The organism is Bacillus sp. EB106-04-02-XG92, assembly GCF_058791995.1.
In genome coordinates this window covers 226,780-248,155 of the sequence record NZ_JBYTEA010000007.1, presented here as the reverse complement: position 1 = coordinate 248,155, position 21,376 = coordinate 226,780, and the positions used below count along the sequence as shown (strand labels likewise).

Genomic DNA, 21,376 nt, shown 5'->3' with positions numbered 1-21,376 from the left:
TCTATTAAATTCATTAATCTGACTATTACGCATTACAATTCAGTTCATATACTATATTAGATTACTCGAAAGGAGGCGTAAGTATGGAAAGTTGTGTTTTATTCGTTAATGGACAACCTCTTTTAGTCGTGTCAGTCGCTGGAATCGAAATTGCTAGATTAGAACTTTCTCTTCAAGTAGCATTGACTTTAATAGCATTAGGAATTCCAATCTGTGCATAAACGTTAGGTATCTATTCGAAAGAGAGCTTAGGCTCTCTTTTTTATTTATATCTTTCCTTCACAATAAAAAAAGACGCCATTACAATCACGGCATCGCGTAATATAACTGCTATTTGTTTAATTATTTCTTCACCAGCAGCCCTAATTCATGTAGAATTTCTGAGAACGAATAGCCATATGCAAACCTTACAATACGAATCCCCGGAATCCATCTATGTTCTAAATTTTCATTGTATGTTTTCTTATAATACTTTAATTTTGAATCTATACTGTATTTGTCGTTAATAATTATTTCATCGCTATGAAACCCATCCATTTCAATCTGAACAGCTACGTACTCTGCTCCCTCAATAAAAGCTTTATTATAACAATTTTCTAATTCTCCTAATGTGATCCCCATTATTTACCTCCTATCCAAATAGTTTTTTTATTTAATAAAAAAGAACATTTAGGTCAGTAGATGCGTAGATATAAAAGGCTAGCTCTTTAAGTATTTAATAGATTATAAGCTGGTTGCTTGTCCTACAATAAATTATATGATTTTCATATAAAAATGGTTCATCAAAAAAATAAGGTAAAAATTAACCTTTTTCATTTTAGGAATTTTTTACTTTATTAAAAATTATTTAAGCTATTCTATTAATCGCTCCCTTCAAACTCCTCACTTTCTTCACGTATTTGTCCAATTAATGAAATTACAGAACCTACCGCTTGTATCCAACTTCCTGCAATATCTATTAGCTGTCCTTCTTTCTCTTCATCTGATTCGCTATTAACTTGAGTGTCTAAATTTTCTTCCATATCATTTGATCTATCTTCTTTACTATACTGACGCACTTCTCTTTTACTTTTTAGTTCGTAAACCCCTCCAATCGCCTGCATTGAATTCCCTATAGCTTGCAATAAGTTTCCTACAATATTTAAAGATTCATCTTTATCTGAAGTATCCTCGAATTCATCTGCCAATGCTGTAAGTCCTCCTAAAGCCTGCGTCCAATTCCCAGCAATCACTAATTTAATTTTCGTTTCATCTTTAAACTCGATAACCAATCCAGATATTACAGTAACATTACCAATTGATTGAATTTCATTTCCGATTTTTTCAAGAGATATTTCCCCTTGACCATCAGCTTCTAAAGCATTTCCAACTGCTTGTAATACGTTCCCATACACATTTAAATCTTTCCTTATATTACTGCTTATAAAATCAAAGGGTGTACTTCCAATAGCGGAAGTTATTGTACCTATAGCTGCTATCAATGCACCAAATATTTCTTTTAGTTGGTTCTCCATTTATAACCTATCCCAACATTAAGTAATTATTTTCATCCTATTCAATCACACATCTACCTGTTAAAAATTCAAACTGTCTCTTAGTTTTTTCTTCCTTTATCGGAGTGTCTTATAATAAGAAATCTTCTTATTATAAGACACTCCGATATTGAGCGTAACTCTACACTTTAGTTTTTTAAAGTACTCAATACACAGCGTTATTTCTATAAAACAGAAAAATATTCATAAAATACCATTTTTAATCAACCAAACATTCTAAATATTTTCGATAGATATCTATTTGTATTACATTTCCTATACAAAGAAGTTTTTACAACTAGATGATTTCTCCACTAGAACACTTAATACATTACTCTTTTTATGTTTTAAGTTAATAAAAATGTATTTCCATTTTGCTTTGTATCCTTACTTACACTTCCTGTTAATAACCAAGTATTGACTATACATCCCATAAGAACGTCTCGATTTTTTAAACATATACTTAGAAGAAAAATATTCCTGAACATTACACAAATGCTTACAAACCCTTTAAATGCAGAAGAATATACAAATTCTTAAGCCATACTTAACGATTATAAAATTTAAAAAAGGAGGTAACTATGAAAAACAATCAAAACTCAAACGATCCGTGTGAAAAATTCAAATTCCCCTGTTTTATTTCTATATCCTCTTGCGATCAAAGTAATTGTTGTACACCTGTTTTTTTCTCATTTTCTCAGCAACAAGAATTATTGTCCCTAATTAACCAATTAAACCAAGCTATCCTTTCTTTCTTTACCACGCAAAATCCGACAACTATACAAATACTCCAATCTGCATTACAGGCATTAAATGATTTAATCATTACAGTGCAACCAAATACTCCAAATAGAAATTTAGTTATACGAACTATAACTCAATTAATCAATTCCTTACCTACTGCATCTCTTACTCAAATCTCTGCGTTATTTCAATTTCTATTCCAAAATTTATCTTCGCTCATTAGTTGTTCCAATATATCGGACCCATTGTTACAACAAACATTCAACTTAATTTTGCAAGGAATATTGAATAGTTCTTTATTAAATATTATCGGAACACCCGGTCCTACTGGAGCTACTGGACCTAGAGGATTTCCAGGGCCTAAAGGAGCTACTGGGCCTCAAGGTGTGCAAGGTATTCAAGGGCCAGAGGGACCAGAAGGAGCTACTGGGCCTCAAGGTGTGCAAGGGCTTCAAGGACCGGAAGGACTTGCAGGACCGACTGGGCCTCAAGGCGTGGAAGGGCTTCAAGGACCAGAGGGACCGGAAGGACCGACTGGACCTCAAGGTGTGCAAGGCATTCAAGGACCGCCTGGGCCACCAGGACCCACTGGTTCTGGGACTGGAATGGGAGTTCCTGGACCACCAGGGCCGACTGGACCTCAGGGGGTACAAGGTATTCAAGGGCCAGAAGGACCAGAAGGACCGACTGGACCTCAAGGTGTGCAAGGGCTTCAAGGACCAGAGGGACTCGAAGGGCCGACTGGACCTCAAGGTGTGCAAGGAATGCAAGGACCGGAAGGACCAGAAGGGCCGACTGGACCTCAAGGTGTGCAAGGTATTCAAGGGCCAGAAGGACCACCAGGACCGACTGGAGATTGTGAGTGTCCACCGGGGCCGACCGGACCGACTGGGCCAACCGGACCGACTGGGCCAACCGGACCGACTGGGCCAACCGGACCGACTGGGCCGACTGGGCCTGCATGTAATTTCCTAGTATATGCTACAAATGCAGGACTCATAGATGACCCTACAAATGATACAGTATCTGTAATTAACACCGGAACAAATACAGTGGTTGATACAATTACTGTAGGTAATGCACCTCTTGAAGTAACAGTTTCACCAAATGGCGCTCGTGCTTATGTAACTAATATTTTTTCTGATACCGTTTCTGTAATTGATACTGCTACGAATACAGTTATTGCTACCATTCCGGTTGGGGCTGATCCAATTGGCGTAGCTGTTTCACCAGATAACACAACTGTTTATGTTGGAAACCACGCAAGTGATAATGTTTCTGTTATTAATGCCGCTACTAACACGGTTATTGATACCATCCCTGTTGGTAACGATCCGCAAGGAATCACGGTTTCCCCAAATGGGGCCCTTGCATATGTTGCAAACGAATTAAGCAACAATATTTCTGTTATTAATACTGCTACAAATACAGTTAGCGCTACCATCCCGGTTGGCATTCGTCCTAGGATAATCGTCTTTACACTAGATGGTACTCGTGCATATGTCACAAATCAAAACAGCAATACTGTTTCTGTTATTGACACCGCTACTAATGCCGTTATTAATACAATTAGCGTAGGTTCTGAACCAGTTGGTATAGATATTACACCAGATGGCACTCGTATTTACGTTGTAAATAAAGTTAGTAATAATATATCGGTAATAAGTGTGGCAACAAATACTGTAATTGATACAATTCCTGTTGCTTCATCCCCAGATCAAGTAACCATCATACCGGATGGTACTCTCGCCTACGTTACAAACCAAGGTAGCAATACTGTTTCTGTTATCAATACTGCTACAAATACGGTTATAGATACCGTTCCAGTAGGCGTTGCTCCAACTGGTATAGCAACTGGAACTATTTGCGAATAAAAAAAACAGAGAGGCAGAAAATATGTCTCTCTGTTTTTTATTTTTTATGTTCCTTAAAAATTTTATGTTCATAGCGGTCTCCTTATGTACTTTTCGTTAATCACAAATTACCTATATCACGCTCTAATCTGATTTTTCTAACCTCCTATTCATCACCTTCTAAATTCCTTTGCAAAATAAAAAAGCATCTGTTATGCTACTTTACATTCATTTTAACCCCAAGTGAAATGGTATATATATTCCCCTGGTGCCCTTTGATTAATTCCATTAATTTTAGCAAACCTCATTAAGTCCGCACCCTGAAGAAAATACATCGTAAGCGTAACCGGCACTTGTGACCACATAAATTGATAAAACTCCTCGATTCTCTGATTTGTTGAAACAATTAAATCATTTACAGGCCCTTGATTCCATACAGAAGTTCTAACTGAATTAAACGGAAGATCTTTCCCATTAACCACTATTCGTGCCATACTTTGAGTTATATCCAAATCAATTCCCTCCATCATTACAAAAATTGGACCTGTGTATTTACTCCTTTTGTTATAAATATTCTTTACTTTTACAAATGTCTAAGGCAAATCCCTATTTTTCACTACAATTCAAATGAATTTATTTATTACAGTAAAAAGCAAATAAATTTTCAGTATTTATCTCCTCACCTTCCGTAATATTTACATATTTTATAACCTTGTTCACTTTAAAAAGTCCGATATGCAAAATTATATATCTTATTATCTCAATATCATTTTATTTACTTTGATTTGATAGAAATTCATTCTAATCACTTGATAAATCAACATCTGTCATTTAATTCCTTATTTTGAATTACACCTTTCTATTTTCAACACTATATTAGAATAATTATATCGGAATTTATTGTTGTATACACATCTATCTTTTTCAGGTATTATATACGAGAAGAGTAAGGTAAGAGTTACTCTTTGCCATTTTAGGAAAGGTCCTGTTGGAAACAACAGGACCTTTTTTCGTATAATTGCATTTTTTTATTTCCACCTTATAATCATTTTATTATTTATCAAAAACACTATGCTCACGTAACACCCATCTGTAAATCAATGAATATGCATCGATTTATAAAGATAATAAAAAATACGTTATTCGTCATTTTAACGATAGCGCGCTTCACTCACCGCCTTAAAAATGCAGGATTTCCCTTTCCAATATCGAATTGGTAATGTTTAGAAAGGGGGTGTAACATGGGGGAAATTAAAGTGGGACTTACACAATTTTTAGACTTCACACTGAAAAGTAGTGCAGCTAAAACGAATTTTGTAAAGAATCTAAAATCTCAACCTGAATATCACCCGGTTTTTGATTACTGGAAACAATTACGAGAAACTATTATTAAATTTCATAAAAACGAACTACCTTTTGACTGTTTTGAAACATTAGTACAAACTGTTGACCAGAAGAAAAAGCAAAACTACATTGATGTTATAAAGCAGTACAAAAAATTTATTAAAAACAAAGAGGCTTCTTGGTTTGATCCAGGTAAATCACATTGGTTATCAGATAATTTAATCGTCCGCTCATCACCTGAACTCGGTTTGCTCATTAATGATGAGCCGCATCTTATTAAACTATTTTTCAAAGGAAAAAAAGAGCGAATTGATAAATATAACATCAACTCAACACTGACATTATTAAATGAATCAACATTTTCAAATGAATATAAAGATGTGAATTATACAGTCCTTAACATTCAAAAGAACAGAATGTATACGAATAACTCTATTAATAATGATCATTTAATAGCTCTTGAATCAGAAGCCCACCAACTTTCTTATTTATGGAATAAGGTGTAAAAGAGTATAGGTATCTCTTTCAATACCTTGTTCATGCGTAATTTGGGGCACAATTTTCACAAATCCAATTCGTTTCTTTTAAAGTGAAGCTCACCTTCTTGTTTCTCACAAACAATGCAGGGTGGGCGCTTTTTGAACACAGTTTCTTTACCCATTTCAACATCTTAATTCTCCCCTCTGAAAGAATAATATAATGGTCTTTTTCTACCACATCTGCATTAGCCTCCTGACTTCTTAACCGCTAAGTAATTCCTCAGATGTTCTTACGATCCCTTTCGTGTTCCACATTATTTTTTTCTTTCACTCTATACAGTGCAGCAATTCCCCCTCTTGTTAGTCTTGCTTCTTTTACCTGCATTACTTTATTTGGATGTAATTGTTGCTGGAACTCCCCTAACGCCGCCTAATATCTTCTCTCACAACATCTCATAAAAATATCTGAGGAAAAGAACGTGATAACGATGGCTATTATGAATATAATTTAATTTACCCTATTTATAATAGTAACCTTACAATTCAGAAGTTTGACACAGCTCATGAAAAAGCTTATAAAGAAAAGTGAGGTTCCTAATATTCATTTCTAGGTTTTAAGGTGTATATCTCTATAACCTTAAATGAACGATTAGGACATACAGAGTGGGATCACATTGGATACTACTTATATGTTTTATCAGAACTTCAAGAAACTTCGGTGAATCAATTTGCAAACGAATGATTCGGAAAGAAGACTCTCGTTAGAAGTTTTCGTTTCACAGCAAATACACCAACTAAACAACCAAAAATATTGATAGTGAAAAAGGAGAACCAAACATGAAAGAAATCAAATCAGAACAGGAATTCAAAGACATCATCGCAAGTGAGGAGCCAGTAGTTGTTAAGTTCTTTACTACATGGTGCCCAGATTGCGTGCGTATGGACAACTTTATTGGAGATGTAATGGAAGAGTTCAATAAGTTTGAATGGTATTCTATTAATAAAGATGAGTTCCCAAGTATCGCTGAAGAGTATCAAGTAATGGGTATTCCAAGTTTACTTGTATATCAAAATGGCGAGAAGCTAGGCCACTTACATAGTGCTAATGCAAAAACTGAAGAGCAAGTGACTGAGTTTTTAGAAGCTTACTAAAATGAAAACCCTCTGAAAAATATTTTTTAGAGGGTTTTTATTTTTCACAATCATCTTTCAGCGGTGTTGTATACGGATTCATCATAATTCATGTATTCTTTCCCCTATCCAAGTCACGTTTATATCCGAACTTTGCACTTTACAACATATTTTTCCTTCACGAAACTTTGTTATCCCCTTCTTAAAAAGCTAAAAAACGTCAACAATGTTTGTATAGACCCACACGAGCTTCGTTTGATACTCTATTTATAGAAAGGAATTCCTTGTAGAAAGGTGAGTGATTAAAATGGATACTCTTTCTCATAAAGAAGCTGATAAAGGTGCAATTGTCAGCATTATGGCCTACATATTTTTATCCTCTATGAAAATCATCATCAGTTATATTACCCTCTCTAGCGCATTACGTGCTGACGGTTTAAATAACTTAACGGATATCGGTGCTTCTTTAGCAATATTAATTGGTCTAAAAATCTCTCGTAAACCTCGTGATCCAGATCATCCTTATGGGCATTCGCGCGCAGAACAAATTGCATCACTTGTTGCTTCTTTTATTATGGCAACGGTCGGATTAGAAGTTGTTATTAGTGCCATTCAATCTTTTTTAAATCCGAAACAAGCAGCGCCTAATGTGCTTGCTGCATGGGTAGCTTTATTTTCTGCTGTCGTTATGTACTGTGTGTATTTGTATACGAAAAAGATTGCAGCGCGAACAAAAAGTAAATCATTAGAAGCCGCTGCAAAGGATAATTTATCAGATGCTCTCGTAAGTATTGGTACAGTAGTAGGTATTGTCGGTTCACAGTTCCAAATGCCTATTTTAGACCCTATTGCCGCTTTAATTGTCGGTCTTATTATTTGTAAAACTGCATGGGAAATTTTCGTAGAAGCTTCACATATGTTAACGGATGGAATCGATCCAGATAAGATGGAAGAGTACGCTGATGCGATTGAACATATTGGTGGCGTGGAAAACATCGTCGATATTCGCGCTCGTATGTACGGGAATCAAACGTACGTTGATATTACAATCGAGGTAGATGCTCGTATGGATGTTGGTGAAAGTCATTGTATTACTGACAATATCGAGGCTATGCTTCGCAAAAAGTTTGGCATTTATCATGCACATATTCATGTTGAACCAATGGAAAAAGAACCTATTATGACATAGGTTCTTTTTTAATGAACGTTTTATGAAATATAACACATAAAACGAGCCAGCTACCGCCAGCTGCCCATCCTGCTAATATGTCAGATGGATAGTGAACGCCAAGATATATTCGGCTAACTGAAATAGATAATACAACAAAGCTCGCTATAAAAATAATCAACAATTTTTTATGCAATGTAATACGTTCTTCTGTAATTGTAACGTATGCAATAAATCCTAAAAAAGCAGTAGCATTCATCGTATGACCGCTCGGAAAACTATACCCAGTTGCCGTAACAAGCTGCGTTACATCCGGTCTTGCTCGTTCGTACCATAGTTTAAGCATACTATTTAAATAACGAGATCCATAATAATTAATTGTTAGAAGTAATGCACTAAGCAACTTTTTTCTAACGAGAAAATACATTACAAGAATGATGAGTAACGGAAAATATATTCTTTTGGAACCGATAAAAGACACCCAAGTAAAATAAGCTGTCAAGTAATCGTTTCGAAAACTTTGAATAAAATGTGCGACTATATTGTCAAATTTCTCAATACAAGCGGTATGATACGAAAGTGATAATACGACAAAACAAATGAGTAGCGTAAAACTTAACAAGTATAAATGTCGATATCGTTTCACATACATAACCTCACTATGCAAAAAAATGGAGCGGTTGTTTTAGTTTTCCTCTCCATTTCTTTTTTATGCATAGTTTATTAAAAAATATAATTGTTAATTTTTTCTTTCATCGCTGGAATATCTTCATTCGTTACTGTAAAGCGAATCACTTTCTCGTCAAGATCAAGTGCTTCTGCAAATAAACCTGCTAAACCGCGAGATTTTCTGTCTACTTCCATAATAATCTCAAGGCGATCATAAGCGCTTGGTAAGATTAATAATTCTAGTTCATCTAATTTCCCATAATACTCTCCGGAAACCGGAACAAATTCAAACTCTTGTGCGAATGGAACTTGCTTACGTAAGCGATACGGTAATTCTTCACATTCTATATGACGCGCTTTAAAACCTAATTGATTTACACTCTCTAACACACTATTTAATATTGCATTGGGCAACACTTGAATGTAATCACGATCACTTGGATCTATACTGCGTTTAATATCAAGGCCCGTATGCACCCAAACTGTTTTCATTCCAAGAGTAAGTGGCGTTTCAACTGGCATGTTAAATGAAAATGGAATTTCTTTTTTTTCATTCGGCTCAACAGAAAAAGGTTCTGTCAATTGAACTCGCTCTAAATCATATGTTGTTGTTACTTTTTTATCATCCACTTCTCGTACATACGATGTTGATAACGTTAAGTAAATGCTTTCAATTTGTTGGCTAACTGAACCACCAGTTATATGAACCTTCCCGTGTATTTCTTCGCCAACAATATACTCATCTTTTTCAAGAACTGTATCTACTTTTGCATTACCAATACCAACGCTTGCTAAAAACTTTTGAAACATGGATCCTCCATCCTTTCTAAAGCAAAAGCTACATCTTTTTTTAAATCTTGTACATTTTCATAGTACGGTGTTTTTATTTGTAACATGCGCATAAGCATTTCACGGTTATATTTTTCCAAAGTTAATTCGTCATACCATGGCTTTTCATGTTTTTCATTACATTCATAGCCTGCATATAATAAAAATAATGAAAAATGACCGAGCGCATAAAAATCGCTACGAAAGTGAACTTCTCGCATCAAAGCTTGTTCACCTTCATAAGTTGTAGCTCGTTCATCACCCTCACCTTTCAATTTAGCCAATCCAAAATCAATAATACTAATTTCATTTTCTTTCATTAGTATATTTGGAATGCGTAAATCTCGGTGAATAATACCTTCACTATGAAACACCGATACAATTTCTAAAATTTTATATAAAATTTTAAAAACTTCACGTTCTGTATATACATGCCCATCTAAGAAAATATAATCTTCGAAATTTTTACCAGGCATATATTCCATCACAAAAAAACTTTTTTTCTCCCATACGAATTGATCATATAAACTAGGAATTGCATGGTGATTTAATGTTTGTAAAATCATTTTCTCTTGTTCAAATGATTTTCTCCCAGACTCATATCTTTGTTTACTTTGTCTTAATTGTTTTAAGACTTTATATCTATTTATTTGTAAGTCATTAACGACATATGTAACCCCATAACTGCCCATTCCAATTACTGATTCAATTTTATAACGTTTTGCAACGATTGTATTTTTTCGTAGTGGTCTATCAAATAAAGCTAGTATACGACGCCATTTCATCAGCTACTTGAAAAGAAGCTACGGCTTTTACGCTTTCTTTTATAATGATGATGCCCATAACCAGATGAACGTCGTTTATAATCGCTACTTGAATAAGAGCGACCTCTATGGCGATAATCACTACTAGAATACGAACGATATTTTTTCTTTCCTAATAAAGAATCAATAATTTTTTTGAACATCCCTTCACCTCTTGAGTAAAATTTTCTTTTAATTATACCAATAATTTCCGACTTAATTTGTGACAAGTTTGTAAAGAGTAAAAAAACGACGAGTTAAGCCCGTCGTTACTTTCACTCATCCTCTTCATCAAACACTTCATCAATCATACATTTCTCTAATAAATACTCGAATGTAATGTCTGCGAGATCTTCAATTTCTTCTCGTTTTGGGACGTATCCTCTTTCAATTAGTTGCTCATAAAAAAACTCCGCAATCTCTTCCGTATCAATTACGACTTCAATTTCCTTCATGAGCATCACTCCTTTATTTCTGTTTTATGAAAAAATCTCAAAAATATGTATATGAGATTATAAAAATAGTTTTTCTTTTTTTATAGGTCATATCCTTTGGACGAGATGCATACGATGGTAGTACAAGCTACCAAAAAGGGGGATTTTATTATGGAATACCAATATGAGGCAAAACAAGAAGTAGGGCAAACAAAAGAAGAGTTCATGCATGAAGATCAATGGGCAGACTCTCTTATTAAATGGCTTTTTATTTTTTTAATAATTGTAGGCATACCTTATACTGCATATGTTGTTGTTCAATTCATTCTCTCTTTCTAGTTATCTATTTTTTCTCTGTCAATTTAACTAAATAATTATGAACAACATCCATAACAATTTTGTACTCTTCATCTTTAAATGTATCGAATAACAATTGATAATCGTTATAAATATCAAGTAATCCATCAATGATTTCTTGACGATTTGTCTTAACACTCACTTTTTTTGAGTTGTTAATTGACTTTAATTTTCCTAAATCTAATTTATTCATACCAGCTTTATCTTGTTTCATTTTCTTCAAAATAGCATTTGCCGTTTGTGCATTAGCAAGTAGCGTTAAATCTGACTCATCCGCTTCTAACCATTCACCATCCGTAATTCGTGACAATTCGTATATTGTATCTTCCCATGCGTCATTTTTATATCTCCATACTTCTGTACGAAAACCAACAATTCGAAACACATCTTTATCATATCCTGTTACTTGCACGAGATCACCAAATGTGAAATGATAATTTAATTCAATCCACTCAGTTTCACCTTTTTTCATATCTTGCTCAGAAACGTGCTGCAACGTTTGCTCTACGTAAAAGCCATCGTGATTATTGACTTCGTATACGTAAACTCCATCTAAAACCTTCATATTTGTGATTTTACCAACGGTTCCATATAGCGTAATCACGACTATGTCCCCTACGTTATATTTAGGTTGCTTTTTCCTTGCCATCTATATCTCTCCTTTTTTTGACGTCGTGATTTTGATAACAGTATATGCAACCTACATAAAAACGCTTATCACAGAAGCGTATATTCATAAATTTTTTCAATAAAAAATATCAACATATGAAAATTTATTTACAACGTAAAAAAAGCTAGCAAATAGACTAGCTTCTCATCAAAAATTCCATATAGTTTTTATCTCTCTTGTATGTATAAATCCCAAGCTTCATCAAATATAGACATACTTTCTAGCATTCCGCTTAATTCTAAGTATGAACTAATTTCATCATAGTCTTCAGATTGCTTCGGAAAGCTTAAATCATCATACATTGCCTCTGCTAAATTCGAAATTTCATTACTAAATAAAGCTGCGCGATGCTTCATCATATAGTGGTAAAATGTCTTTTTCAAAAATATTCCCTACCTTTCTAACTTGGATACATTATACAAGGCAAAAAAGAAAAAAACCAGCTTAAAAGCTGGTTAAAAGTCGAAATAATTTCTTTTTAATAGACGTGGTCTTCCCATTAATTCTTCATATGTTAGTTGTTTTGGTAAATCTTTCGTATAAATTAGAAACAATTGGTCTTCTATTTCCTTCACTGTTTGATCTGCTTGATAGTCCATACCACATGAGGAACAAGAAATACATGGTGTCTCTTGGATTTCAATGGCTTTCGTACCATCTGGTAACTCCCAATATACAGTATTCAAGCTTTCTTTCGCTTCTGTACTGTCACACCACATACAATTCATACTGCATCACCCTCAGTTTTTTTGTCGTTTTCTTCTAATTTAGCCATTTGTGCTTGATATTTTTTATCTTTTAATTGGTCGCGCTTATCACGTTTATCTTTTAATGATGCATGCGTTTCATTATCTTCATAGTCTTTACGACGGCTCATACGCTGTAAGTCGTCTGGAACAAGGTTAAACTTCTTATCACTCATAAGGCCTGCGATACCAACATCTGAACGTTTTTCTTCGTAATTCGGGTAGATTTCTTTAAAGTACCCTTCAGCTCTTCCTGGAATGTAGCTCTCTGGCTCTGGATACGTTGTAATAACACCTTCAAAGTTACGAAGTACAACTTTATCTGCACTTTGTGAGATTAAATAGTTTGGCTGAAGCGCGATCTTACCGCCTCCTCCTGGTGCATCAACAACGAATGTTGGTACTGCATAACCAGACGTATGTCCACGTAAACCTTCAATAATTTCAAGACCTTTAGATACTGGTGCACGGAAGTGACCAATACCTTCAGATAAGTCACATTGATAAATGTAGTATGGACGTACACGAATTTTTACTAAGTCATGCATTAGTTTTTTCATAATTGGCACGCTGTCGTTAATACCAGCTAAAATTACTGCTTGGTTTCCGACTGGAACACCAGCATTCGCTAACATTTCACATGCCTTTTTCGACTCTTCAGTAATTTCAATAGAAGTATTGAAATGTGTATTTAACCATACTGGATGGTATTTTTTAATAATATTACATAAGTTTTCTGTAATACGCTGCGGGAACACTACTGGTGCTCTCGTTCCGATACGAATAATCTCAACGTGCGGAATCTCACGTAAATTTTTTAATACATATTCTAAAATTTTATCGTTAATAAGAAGACCGTCACCACCAGAGATTAATACATCTCGTACTTGTGGTGTTTCACGAATGTAAGCAATTGCATCATCTAATTGTTTCTTCGGTACGCCCATTCCAATTTGTCCACTAAAACGACGGCGCGTACAGTAACGACAATACATTGAACATTGATTCGTTACTAAGAATAATACACGGTCAGGATAACGATGTGTTAATCCTGGAACTGGTGAATCTTCATCTTCATGAAGCGGATCTTCTAAATCATATTTTGTTTTATATAACTCTTCCGAAATCGGTACAGATTGCATCCGAATCGGACAGCGTGGATCATCAGGATTCATTAACCAAGCATAGTACGGTGTAATATTTAACGGGATCGTTTTTGTTGAAATTTTAACACCTTCTTCTTCTTCAGGTGTTAAATTAATTACTTTCTTTAAGTCATCCAAAGTTTTGATCGTATTCGTTAATTGCCAAACCCAATCATTCCATTGTTCTTCAGTAACATCCTTCCACAACTCGATATCCTTCCAGTGACGATTTGGTTTGTATACATCATGTAACATTGCTATTCCCCCTTTTTATACGCTCATCCTTTATATAAGCAATAGTTATGCCAACTTTACTTTATTGATAAGTAAATGTACGGAGAACCCTATTACATAAGCGAAAAAATATTTTTGAGCACTGTATGAAATCCATACATACTATCATATTCATTACTTTTTATATATGTAAACGCTCTTTTATTGGTGCAAACACACAAAAACCGCCAATTATTCGGCGGTTTTGTCGTACTTACTCAGTTTATATTGCAGCGTCTGACGAGGGATACCTAACATTTTTGCAGCTTGTAATATATTCCCTTCCGTTTCAATTAACGCTTGATCTATTAATTCTTTTTCGGTTTGATGAAGTGCTTCTCTAAGAGGCAATATTTCCTTCTTCTTCGGAAGATTTTCTTTCCGAAATGTACGTGGTAAACAATTGGCTGTTAGCGTATTCCCTTCTGCAATTATGACAGCATGTTCAATCGTATGTTTTAATTCCCGAACATTTCCAGGCCATTGGTAAGCTTGTAATCTTTCTTCCGCTTCCTTATCGATTTGAAGTACACCTTTTTTATAACTTTTATTATATTCTTTCAAAAAATAAGACGCTAATAATAATACATCCTCCGTTCTTTCACGGAGCGGCGGAATATATAATGAAAAGACATTTAATCGATAGTATAAATCAGTGCGAATTTTATTCTCTTTTAAGCATATTTCTGGCGGCTGATTCATTGCGGTAATAACGCGAACATCTACTTTTCTCGTCTTATTATCACCAATACGACGAATAACACCATCTTCTAACACACGTAGCATTTTCGCTTGTAAATCGAGTGGCATTGAATTCAGTTCATCTAAAAACAATGTCCCTCCATCTACAAGTTCAAATAATCCCGCTCGTTCAATTGCCCCAGTATAGCTACCTTTCGTCGTTCCAAACAATAAACTTTCTAATAGAGACTCTGGCAAAGCTGCACAGTTTTGTGCAATAAACGGCTTGTTCTTCCGTTTAGATGCTTCATGAATCGCTTGTACAAATAACTCTTTCCCTGTCCCTGTTTCCCCATATATTAAAACATTCGCATCAGTTGGAGCTACTTTTTGTGCTAATTCTTTCGTCTGTTTAAACCTTGCATCATTCGTTACAATCGTCTCAAATGCAACATGCTTTTTGATCGCTTTTTTTCTAGATGACCGCTTTATTTTCGACTGCAAATCAACGATTGTATCCGTTAACTTTTGTACTGTGGAATAATCTTTTGCAATTTCAACAGCTCCAGCAATATTTCCATCTATAAAAATAGGTAACGTCGTATTTACTGTACAAATGTCTTCTCCATTTAAATTTTGATAATGCTGCACTTGATGAACGATTGGTTTTTTTGTATCTAATACTTTCATCAATGTACTTGTTTCCCTAGATAAAGAAGGGAACGCTTCTAACAAATGTTTACCTAACACTTTTTCAATTTTTGATCCATCGTGTTTTGCAGCTACAGTATTATAGAAAATAGTAATACCATTTTCATCTACTGCGTGTATAGCCTCATCAATACTGCCCAAAATCGCCTCAATGACTTCTTGTGTCGAAACTGCTAGCAATGTCATCCCCCCTCTTGCCGAAAATTCAGCAAATATTGTGCCGAATTTTCGGCATACCTATGTGCGATTATAAGCATGACGATTCCGTTCTATTTTTATACCGTGCTATTTAGACAAATCTTTCACCCAAATATTCATGTCTTCCAACTTATCAAAAATGTAGCAATTGTTCGCCAGTCGCCCTGAATACGTATAACCTAACTGATGAAAGGCCGCATTCATTCCGAAAGAAAGAGATCGAGCAATTGTATAAGAGCAGAAAATCGATCTTTCTTGCAGTTCTTCCTCCAACTTAATTAATAAACTTTTCATAAATCCATGTTTACGATATTCGGGTAAAGTAGCACAATTCGTTAATTCTGCATTACCTTCTTTTATATTCATTTCTGCAGACGCTGTACTAATTATTTCCCCCTCGAATTCATACACATAGTAAATTGTATCGTCTTCTCTCATCGTTTGTTTTACATAACTCGCTTCGTTTAAAGGAGTCGGATACACTTCAAATACTTTCCCAAATACAGTTGCTAATTCCTCTGCATCCTCTTCTGTCGCTTTTCTTAATAGAAATTTCTCTGGGACTATTTTTTCCTTTACTTCTTTTGCTTTTACACCGCTTAAGATGGTATCCTCCTCAGCCCAATGAATACTATTTCGTCTTTCATCATTATTAAATTTCACGAAAAAGTATGCATCGTGACCTTGAAAATAATGTGGTATTGTTGCTTCCAATAAAAAACCGAAAGAGAGCCATGTTGAAACATGCTCTCCCTTTCCTTTAACAATACATTTAGTGAAAGAATGTTTCTCTGCTAATTCATCAATTGTTTGGATAATCCTCTCAACATTTCCTGTGTAGTGGTCTACTCGAATACGTTTATTAAAATAGTCCAAAACGCCTTCTACTGTATAGCCGTTCGTCTGCTCTCTAAAAGATTCATAGTATTTCATTTTTTCACCTCACACCAATCTAGTAATGTACATGCAATGATTTTTGCGGCAGCTATCATTTTATCAACTTCTATATATTCGTTTGGATAATGTGCTACTTTCGTTTCTCCTGGTCCAAATACTATCGTTGGTACACCTGCGATTTGTGTAAATAAACCTCCATCAGTCCCCCACGGAGATGCTTCAATAATTGGTTTGTTCCCTTCGATTTCAACAAAGTTATAACCGAGTGTTGTAATTAACTCATGATTTTCTTCTAGTTCCCCAGGAACCCATCTCGCACCGAACCATTCTACTTCTACAGGATTTTCAACAAACCAATTGTCCACATCATTTAATTCAGCGATCCAATTCTCAAACTCTTCTTTTGCCGCCTCTATAGTCTCATTCGGCGCAATACCGCATCTTCCTTCTAAAATTAACGAATCAGGAACAGAACTTGGCCAGCTCCCGCCTTCAATTTTCCCAATATTAATTGGAATTGGAATCGGGATTCCTTTAAATAATGGGTCTGTAATTCGGTCATTTCGCTTCGCTTCTAGCTTTCTTAGATGCTCTACAACAAACATGCTTTTTTCAATTGCACTTACTCCTTCATAACGTGTTCCACCGTGTGCTGCTTTCCCTTTCACATGTAGACGAAACCACATAGAACCTTGTTGTTTCGGGAAAAACTTCATATTTGTCGGCTCTGGAATAATGACACCATCCGCTTTATATCCTCGTAATATCGTAGCTAGTGTTCCTGCTCCGCCGCTTTCTTCCTCTATTACACTTTGAAAATAAATATCTCCTTTTAATTCAATACGAGATTCAATAATTGCTTCCATCGCAAGCATTAGCGCGACATTGCCGCCTTTCATATCCGTTGTTCCACGGCCGTATATACGATTTCCTATTCTCTCACCACTATAGGGATGATGGTCCCACTGGTCCACATCTCCTTCTGGTACAACATCAATATGTCCATTTAATATCATAGATTTCCCGTCACCACTTCCTTTAAGGGTTGCTACAATGTTCGGACTATCCGAAAAGCTTGTACGTGGTGATACAAAGTAAGGATGATCTTTCATTTTAGAAAATGAAGGTTCCCAAATATCAAGATCTAAACCTAGCTTACGCAATTTTTCAATCACAATTGCCTGCGCACCACTTTCATCACCAGATACGCTCTTTTCTTGAATTAATCGTTTTAAAAATTTTACGCTCTCTTCTTCTTGACTCTCAATATAATCACAAACTTGTTTTTTTAATTGCTCCATATATTACATCTCCCCTCATTCAATTACTAGTAAGTTAGAGCCAATTTCAAACTCCGCTTCTGTATGTTTTTTTATATCTTCCACTGTGTATGGGCTCATTAATTCTTGTAAAATAAGTCCACTTGGCGTCACTTCCATAACTGCCATATCTGTAATTATTAAATCTACACATTTCTTTGAAGTTAATGGTAATGTACACTCCGAAACAATTTTTGCATTTCCGTATTTATCGACATGATTCATCACAACAACGACCCGCTTTGCTTTTTGTGCCAAATCCATCGCTCCCCCAATACCAGGAACGCGTTTTCCTGGAACGATCCAGTTTGCTAAATCACCATTCTCACTCACTTGTAATGAACCAAGAATCGTAATATCTAGTAAACCTTTTCGAATCATCCCAAACGCTGTGCAGCTATCAAAATAACTCGCTCCAGTAATAAGAGAAGTCGGCAAACCTGCTGCGTTACATAAGTTTTCGTCTTCATTCCCTTTGCTTGGCGTAGGTCCCATACCTACAATTCCATTTTCCGCATGAAACATAACATTTATATCGTCAGGCAAATGATTTGGCACGAGCGATGGTATACCAATACCTAAATTTACGATCATACCATTTTGTATTTCTTTAGCCGCACGTCTAGCAATCTTATCTCTCACTTCTACGCCCATACCCATTTCCAATTCACTCCTTCCGACGGTACGATATAATTTACAAATACTCCTGGAACAACAATTTCTTCTGGATCTAAACTTCCAAGTGGAACGATTTCTTCTGCTTCTACAATCGTTATATCACCGGCCATTGCTACGTGAGGATTCATATTACGAGCGCTCTTATCAAACACAAGGTTACCGAATGGATCCGCTTTTTTCGCATATACAATCGCAACCTCAGCAGTTAATGCTGTTTCAACTAAATATGTCTTACCATTCATTTCAACAGTACGTTTTCCTTCTTCTACAATCGTATCAACACCTACATCAACTAATACGCCACCAAGCCCTACACCGCCAGCGCGAATACGCTCTGCTAATGTTCCTTGGGGAGAAAACTCAATTTGTAACCTTCCTTCGTTTAGCTGTCTTCCTGCATTTGGGTTTGAACCAATATGAGAAGTAATTAATGATTTTACTCTTTCATTCGTAACGAGACGACCGATTCCTACATCAGGAAATCCTGTATCATTTCCTATTAAATTTAAATTTGTAACTCCTTTTTCTAAAATCGCCTGTATTAAAGAAGGAGGGGATCCAATCCCCCCAAATCCCCCAAACATTAATGTCATATCATCGTGGAACAAAGAAATTACTTCCTCTATTTCTTTTAATTTACCGAATGTATTTGTAATAGTTGTCATGCGATACTATGCCCTCCTTTTTGCATCATTTCTTCTACACTTTTTGCAAAAATTGAAAGTAATTCATCTAACTCTGAATATGTAGTTGTCATTGGCGGTGCCACAAGCAGTGCACTATCTTCTTTTCCTGCTTGCCCTGAAACAGCTTGATATAAAAGAAGACCATTTTTAGCTGCAACTGAAATAAGTTCCGATGCTTTTGTAAACGGTTGCAATTCTACTCCAATTAGCAAACCTTTTCCGCGCACATCAGCTATGATTGTCGATTGTTGCTGAACTTTCTGTAAACCTTTTATTAAATACTCTCCCTTTTCCGCTGTTTTTTCAGGTAGATTATGTTTCTCCATATATTCAATAACAGCTAAAGCTGTTGCTGCAGATAATGGATTTGCACTTAACGTATGCCCACTCATAACAGAACGCGATCCTCGTAAAATCGGCTCCATTACACGGTCACTTACAACCGTCGCTGCCATCGGTGTATACCCAGCTCCTAAACCTTTACCAAGAGTCATAATATCCGGTTCTACCCCCCAATGCTCCATCGCAAACCATGCGCCAGTACGACCAAGCCCAGTCATTACTTCATCAGCAATAAATAAAATATCGTAATGACTACAAATATCTTTAATGACTTTATAATATTCTTTCGGCGGAACGACTGCACCTCCAGCTGCTCCAATTATCGGTTCAGCGATAAAAGCTGCAATATGTTCTGCTCCAATTCTTTCAATTGATCTTTCTAGTTCAGTTGCACAAGCAAGCTGACAAGTTGGATATACTTTTTGCACAGGACATCTAAAACAATATGGAGCTGGAATAGTTGGATAATCTTCCAAAATTGACACGAAACGTTGTCTGCGCAGTGGATGCCCAGACATTGACAAGGCCCCCATCGTAATACCGTGATAACTCATCCATCGTGACAAAATTTTATGCTTCCCTTGAATACCTCGCTCTTGAAAATGTTGAATTGCAATTTTCATAGCTGTTTCATTTGCTTCCGTACCACTATTCACAAAAAAGCTCCAATTCAAATCTCCTACACTTAAATCGCTTAATTTCTTCGCTAATTTTTCAGCAGGTTCACTCGTAAACTGTGATCTATAAACGAATGCAATCTCCTCTGCCTGCTTTTTTATAACGTCCGCAATCTCCTTTACGCCATGCCCAATACCTGCCGTAATTGCCCCTGACGAGCCATCAAAATATTTATTTCCGTTTTGATCATACAAATACACACCTTTTCCATGTGAAATCATTGGATACGGCTGACCAACAAGTGGTTTAATTAAGTAATCGCGCATAGCGCTCCCCCATTTCTCCAATTTGTATATATATATGAAGAAAATTGACGTTTCTTTCATAAAAAAGAACCCTCTGCGAAAGCAGTGAATTTATCAAAAAACTATTATAAAATATACAAATGAGTGCTAAATATCATTTTAAAAACAGAAAATTCAGAACTTAAAACGAAGACCAATCCTTATCTATACGCTCAAATAACCCTCCCTTATATAAAATTAACGCTTCACTACATATTTTCCTAATATAATGCCAGCTTCCCTCAAATGCCGACATTGTGTAAACTTCGACGAAACTCCCTTTAAACTCCTTCCTATTCTCCTACTTTATATTGCATATTTTCAAACAAATCTCGACAATTAATCCCACTAAATCCATAGCAATTATTTTTATAGTAATCTATATTTCACATACATTCCCCATTGTTCAAACAATAAAAAAAGAACCGATTAACCACATTAATCAGTTCGGCACGACGCTCTTTTATCGATCAATACTGTCACTTACCTACGTAAATAGAAAAAATAATGTTACAAATTCAATATTCATCCAACAGCCTAAAGCACAAAATCGTCCATAACTCCATTCACAAATCCTTGCGGGATATCCCCATCCCAAGACATCATTCCTTTCCTCAATTTCAAACTACCTTTCCTTTACAATTTATGTAGGACAATTATCACTTTGTATGTGTATTCGCCCATAATTTAAAAAATCCCTAGTTTTCTAAGGTTTTGGGACATGTT

General features: G+C 35.6%; 24 protein-coding genes and 1 pseudogene. 6 read left to right on the top strand and 19 right to left on the bottom strand.

Translation table 11 applies throughout. The features are described 5' to 3' along the window. Positions 1–83 precede the first annotated feature (83 nt). Positions 84–221 (top strand): DUF3956 family protein, encoded by a 138-nt coding sequence (locus AC3WVA_RS19435; protein WP_000443219.1) that lies wholly within the window; start codon positions 84–86, stop codon positions 219–221. Between the two features lie 121 nt (positions 222–342). Here AC3WVA_RS19435 and AC3WVA_RS19430 read toward each other — a convergent pair whose 3' ends face one another. After that, a complete protein-coding gene (locus tag AC3WVA_RS19430; protein ID WP_098345741.1) occupies positions 343–621 on the bottom strand; it encodes a hypothetical protein in 279 nt (92 codons plus the stop codon). A 239-nt stretch (positions 622–860) separates the two neighbouring features. Beyond that, complete coding sequence (locus tag AC3WVA_RS19425; protein WP_098345742.1) at positions 861–1,514, bottom strand: DUF6944 family repetitive protein; 654 nt, start codon at positions 1,512–1,514, stop codon at positions 861–863. Between the two features lie 599 nt (positions 1,515–2,113). Here AC3WVA_RS19425 and AC3WVA_RS19420 point away from each other — a divergent pair. Next, positions 2,114–4,150, top strand: a complete 2,037-nt coding sequence (locus AC3WVA_RS19420; protein WP_492322102.1) for a YVTN family beta-propeller repeat protein — start codon at positions 2,114–2,116, stop codon at positions 4,148–4,150. Between the two features lie 212 nt (positions 4,151–4,362). Here the strand turns inward: AC3WVA_RS19420 and AC3WVA_RS19415 are convergent, their stop codons facing one another. After that, on the bottom strand, positions 4,363–4,659 hold the full coding sequence (locus tag AC3WVA_RS19415; protein WP_098521229.1) for a hypothetical protein: 297 nt from the start codon (positions 4,657–4,659) through the stop codon (positions 4,363–4,365). Between the two features lie 711 nt (positions 4,660–5,370). Between AC3WVA_RS19415 and AC3WVA_RS19410 the strand changes: the two genes are divergently transcribed. Further along, a complete protein-coding gene (locus AC3WVA_RS19410) occupies positions 5,371–5,979 on the top strand; it encodes a hypothetical protein (protein ID WP_098521230.1) in 609 nt (202 codons plus the stop codon). A 340-nt stretch (positions 5,980–6,319) separates the two neighbouring features. Here AC3WVA_RS19410 and AC3WVA_RS19405 read toward each other — a convergent pair. Next, a pseudogene (locus AC3WVA_RS19405) lies at positions 6,320–6,387 on the bottom strand (helix-turn-helix domain-containing protein); the annotation flags it as partial. A gap of 402 nt (positions 6,388–6,789) precedes the next feature. Here AC3WVA_RS19405 and AC3WVA_RS19400 point away from each other — a divergent pair. Together AC3WVA_RS19400 and AC3WVA_RS19395 are read left to right on the top strand one after the other, a co-directional pair. After that, positions 6,790–7,104: a thioredoxin family protein gene (locus AC3WVA_RS19400; protein ID WP_000658777.1), complete on the top strand. Its 315-nt coding sequence runs from the start codon at positions 6,790–6,792 to the stop codon at positions 7,102–7,104. 286 nt (positions 7,105–7,390) lie between these two features. Next, positions 7,391–8,272, top strand: coding sequence for a cation diffusion facilitator family transporter (locus AC3WVA_RS19395; protein ID WP_048528895.1), 882 nt, complete (start codon positions 7,391–7,393; stop codon positions 8,270–8,272). Here AC3WVA_RS19395 and AC3WVA_RS19390 read toward each other — a convergent pair. The 5 genes from AC3WVA_RS19390 to AC3WVA_RS19370 all read right to left on the bottom strand — a co-directional run bounded on the left by AC3WVA_RS19390 (position 8,262) and on the right by AC3WVA_RS19370 (position 11,006). Further along, the gene (locus AC3WVA_RS19390; RefSeq protein ID WP_000833365.1) at positions 8,262–8,897 is read right to left on the bottom strand and encodes a phosphatase PAP2 family protein; all 636 of its coding nucleotides are present in this window, start codon (positions 8,895–8,897) and stop codon (positions 8,262–8,264) included. The genes AC3WVA_RS19395 and AC3WVA_RS19390 overlap by 11 nt on opposite strands. A gap of 77 nt (positions 8,898–8,974) precedes the next feature. Then, complete coding sequence (locus tag AC3WVA_RS19385) at positions 8,975–9,730, bottom strand: sporulation protein (RefSeq protein ID WP_098881065.1); 756 nt, start codon at positions 9,728–9,730, stop codon at positions 8,975–8,977. After that, positions 9,712–10,533 carry a serine/threonine protein kinase gene (locus AC3WVA_RS19380; protein WP_098345747.1) on the bottom strand — a complete coding sequence of 274 codons (822 nt, stop codon included), beginning with the start codon at positions 10,531–10,533 and terminating at the stop codon, positions 9,712–9,714. Before AC3WVA_RS19380 ends, AC3WVA_RS19385 begins: the two co-directional genes overlap by 19 nt. Then, positions 10,533–10,715 carry a hypothetical protein gene (locus tag AC3WVA_RS19375; RefSeq protein ID WP_000473370.1) on the bottom strand — a complete coding sequence of 61 codons (183 nt, stop codon included), beginning with the start codon at positions 10,713–10,715 and terminating at the stop codon, positions 10,533–10,535. The genes AC3WVA_RS19380 and AC3WVA_RS19375 overlap by 1 nt, the downstream gene beginning before the upstream one ends. A gap of 111 nt (positions 10,716–10,826) precedes the next feature. Further along, positions 10,827–11,006: a YozD family protein gene (locus AC3WVA_RS19370; RefSeq protein ID WP_000658451.1), complete on the bottom strand. Its 180-nt coding sequence runs from the start codon at positions 11,004–11,006 to the stop codon at positions 10,827–10,829. 150 nt (positions 11,007–11,156) lie between these two features. Here AC3WVA_RS19370 and AC3WVA_RS19365 point away from each other — a divergent pair, with 150 nt between their 5' ends. Continuing rightward, entirely contained in the window at positions 11,157–11,324 is a 168-nt protein-coding gene (locus AC3WVA_RS19365) for a DUF3930 family protein (RefSeq protein WP_098521233.1), read from the top strand. Positions 11,325–11,328: 4 nt separating this feature from the next. Here AC3WVA_RS19365 and yodN read toward each other — a convergent pair whose 3' ends face one another. The 10 genes from yodN to AC3WVA_RS19315 all read right to left on the bottom strand — a co-directional run bounded on the left by yodN (position 11,329) and on the right by AC3WVA_RS19315 (position 20,632). Beyond that, positions 11,329–11,991: a germination protein YodN gene (gene yodN, locus AC3WVA_RS19360; protein WP_000101495.1), complete on the bottom strand. Its 663-nt coding sequence runs from the start codon at positions 11,989–11,991 to the stop codon at positions 11,329–11,331. A gap of 188 nt (positions 11,992–12,179) precedes the next feature. Further along, complete coding sequence (locus tag AC3WVA_RS19355) at positions 12,180–12,395, bottom strand: YozE family protein (protein WP_000750725.1); 216 nt, start codon at positions 12,393–12,395, stop codon at positions 12,180–12,182. A 72-nt stretch (positions 12,396–12,467) separates the two neighbouring features. Beyond that, positions 12,468–12,740, bottom strand: a complete 273-nt coding sequence (locus tag AC3WVA_RS19350; RefSeq protein ID WP_000995761.1) for a YokU family protein — start codon at positions 12,738–12,740, stop codon at positions 12,468–12,470. Beyond that, entirely contained in the window at positions 12,737–14,158 is a 1,422-nt protein-coding gene (kamA, locus tag AC3WVA_RS19345; RefSeq protein WP_048528885.1) for a lysine 2,3-aminomutase, read from the bottom strand. The genes AC3WVA_RS19350 and kamA overlap by 4 nt, the downstream gene beginning before the upstream one ends. Positions 14,159–14,368: 210 nt before the next feature. Next, positions 14,369–15,754 (bottom strand): arginine utilization transcriptional regulator RocR, encoded by a 1,386-nt coding sequence (gene rocR / locus AC3WVA_RS19340; RefSeq protein WP_098345748.1) that lies wholly within the window; start codon positions 15,752–15,754, stop codon positions 14,369–14,371. A 99-nt stretch (positions 15,755–15,853) separates the two neighbouring features. After that, positions 15,854–16,699, bottom strand: a complete 846-nt coding sequence (ablB, locus tag AC3WVA_RS19335; protein ID WP_098881064.1) for a putative beta-lysine N-acetyltransferase — start codon at positions 16,697–16,699, stop codon at positions 15,854–15,856. Further along, entirely contained in the window at positions 16,696–17,964 is a 1,269-nt protein-coding gene (locus tag AC3WVA_RS19330; protein ID WP_098881063.1) for a peptidase, read from the bottom strand. Before AC3WVA_RS19330 ends, ablB begins: the two co-directional genes overlap by 4 nt. Before the next feature lie 15 nt (positions 17,965–17,979). Next, positions 17,980–18,642 (bottom strand): CoA transferase subunit B, encoded by a 663-nt coding sequence (locus tag AC3WVA_RS19325; protein WP_098345750.1) that lies wholly within the window; start codon positions 18,640–18,642, stop codon positions 17,980–17,982. Beyond that, a complete protein-coding gene (atoD, locus tag AC3WVA_RS19320; RefSeq protein ID WP_000208105.1) occupies positions 18,627–19,325 on the bottom strand; it encodes an acetate CoA-transferase subunit alpha in 699 nt (232 codons plus the stop codon). The genes AC3WVA_RS19325 and atoD overlap by 16 nt, the downstream gene beginning before the upstream one ends. Next, positions 19,322–20,632 (bottom strand): aspartate aminotransferase family protein, encoded by a 1,311-nt coding sequence (locus AC3WVA_RS19315; RefSeq protein ID WP_001205894.1) that lies wholly within the window; start codon positions 20,630–20,632, stop codon positions 19,322–19,324. Before AC3WVA_RS19315 ends, atoD begins: the two co-directional genes overlap by 4 nt. Positions 20,633–21,376 lie beyond the last annotated feature (744 nt).

What these genes read in the sequence shown, in the direction of transcription:
- AC3WVA_RS19365 (WP_098521233.1), top strand. Translation starts at nt 11,157, where the DNA reads ATGGAATACCAATATGAGGCAAAACAAGAAGTAGGGCAAACAAAAGAA.
- kamA (WP_048528885.1), bottom strand. Translation starts at nt 14,158, where the DNA reads ATGTTACATGATGTATACAAACCAAATCGTCACTGGAAGGATATCGAG.
- ablB (WP_098881064.1), bottom strand. Translation starts at nt 16,699, where the DNA reads ATGAAATACTATGAATCTTTTAGAGAGCAGACGAACGGCTATACAGTA.
- AC3WVA_RS19350 (WP_000995761.1), bottom strand. Translation starts at nt 12,740, where the DNA reads ATGAATTGTATGTGGTGTGACAGTACAGAAGCGAAAGAAAGCTTGAAT.
- AC3WVA_RS19325 (WP_098345750.1), bottom strand. Translation starts at nt 18,642, where the DNA reads ATGGGTATGGGCGTAGAAGTGAGAGATAAGATTGCTAGACGTGCGGCT.
- AC3WVA_RS19315 (WP_001205894.1), bottom strand. Translation starts at nt 20,632, where the DNA reads ATGCGCGATTACTTAATTAAACCACTTGTTGGTCAGCCGTATCCAATG.
- AC3WVA_RS19410 (WP_098521230.1), top strand. Translation starts at nt 5,371, where the DNA reads ATGGGGGAAATTAAAGTGGGACTTACACAATTTTTAGACTTCACACTG.
- AC3WVA_RS19330 (WP_098881063.1), bottom strand. Translation starts at nt 17,964, where the DNA reads ATGGAGCAATTAAAAAAACAAGTTTGTGATTATATTGAGAGTCAAGAA.
- AC3WVA_RS19415 (WP_098521229.1), bottom strand. Translation starts at nt 4,659, where the DNA reads ATGATGGAGGGAATTGATTTGGATATAACTCAAAGTATGGCACGAATA.
- AC3WVA_RS19400 (WP_000658777.1), top strand. Translation starts at nt 6,790, where the DNA reads ATGAAAGAAATCAAATCAGAACAGGAATTCAAAGACATCATCGCAAGT.
- atoD (WP_000208105.1), bottom strand. Translation starts at nt 19,325, where the DNA reads ATGACAACTATTACAAATACATTCGGTAAATTAAAAGAAATAGAGGAA.
- AC3WVA_RS19395 (WP_048528895.1), top strand. Translation starts at nt 7,391, where the DNA reads ATGGATACTCTTTCTCATAAAGAAGCTGATAAAGGTGCAATTGTCAGC.
- AC3WVA_RS19420 (WP_492322102.1), top strand. Translation starts at nt 2,114, where the DNA reads ATGAAAAACAATCAAAACTCAAACGATCCGTGTGAAAAATTCAAATTC.
- AC3WVA_RS19375 (WP_000473370.1), bottom strand. Translation starts at nt 10,715, where the DNA reads ATGTTCAAAAAAATTATTGATTCTTTATTAGGAAAGAAAAAATATCGT.
- AC3WVA_RS19385 (WP_098881065.1), bottom strand. Translation starts at nt 9,730, where the DNA reads ATGTTTCAAAAGTTTTTAGCAAGCGTTGGTATTGGTAATGCAAAAGTA.
- rocR (WP_098345748.1), bottom strand. Translation starts at nt 15,754, where the DNA reads ATGACATTGCTAGCAGTTTCGACACAAGAAGTCATTGAGGCGATTTTG.
- AC3WVA_RS19380 (WP_098345747.1), bottom strand. Translation starts at nt 10,533, where the DNA reads ATGAAATGGCGTCGTATACTAGCTTTATTTGATAGACCACTACGAAAA.
- AC3WVA_RS19430 (WP_098345741.1), bottom strand. Translation starts at nt 621, where the DNA reads ATGGGGATCACATTAGGAGAATTAGAAAATTGTTATAATAAAGCTTTT.
- AC3WVA_RS19435 (WP_000443219.1), top strand. Translation starts at nt 84, where the DNA reads ATGGAAAGTTGTGTTTTATTCGTTAATGGACAACCTCTTTTAGTCGTG.
- AC3WVA_RS19370 (WP_000658451.1), bottom strand. Translation starts at nt 11,006, where the DNA reads ATGAAGGAAATTGAAGTCGTAATTGATACGGAAGAGATTGCGGAGTTT.
- AC3WVA_RS19425 (WP_098345742.1), bottom strand. Translation starts at nt 1,514, where the DNA reads ATGGAGAACCAACTAAAAGAAATATTTGGTGCATTGATAGCAGCTATA.
- yodN (WP_000101495.1), bottom strand. Translation starts at nt 11,991, where the DNA reads ATGGCAAGGAAAAAGCAACCTAAATATAACGTAGGGGACATAGTCGTG.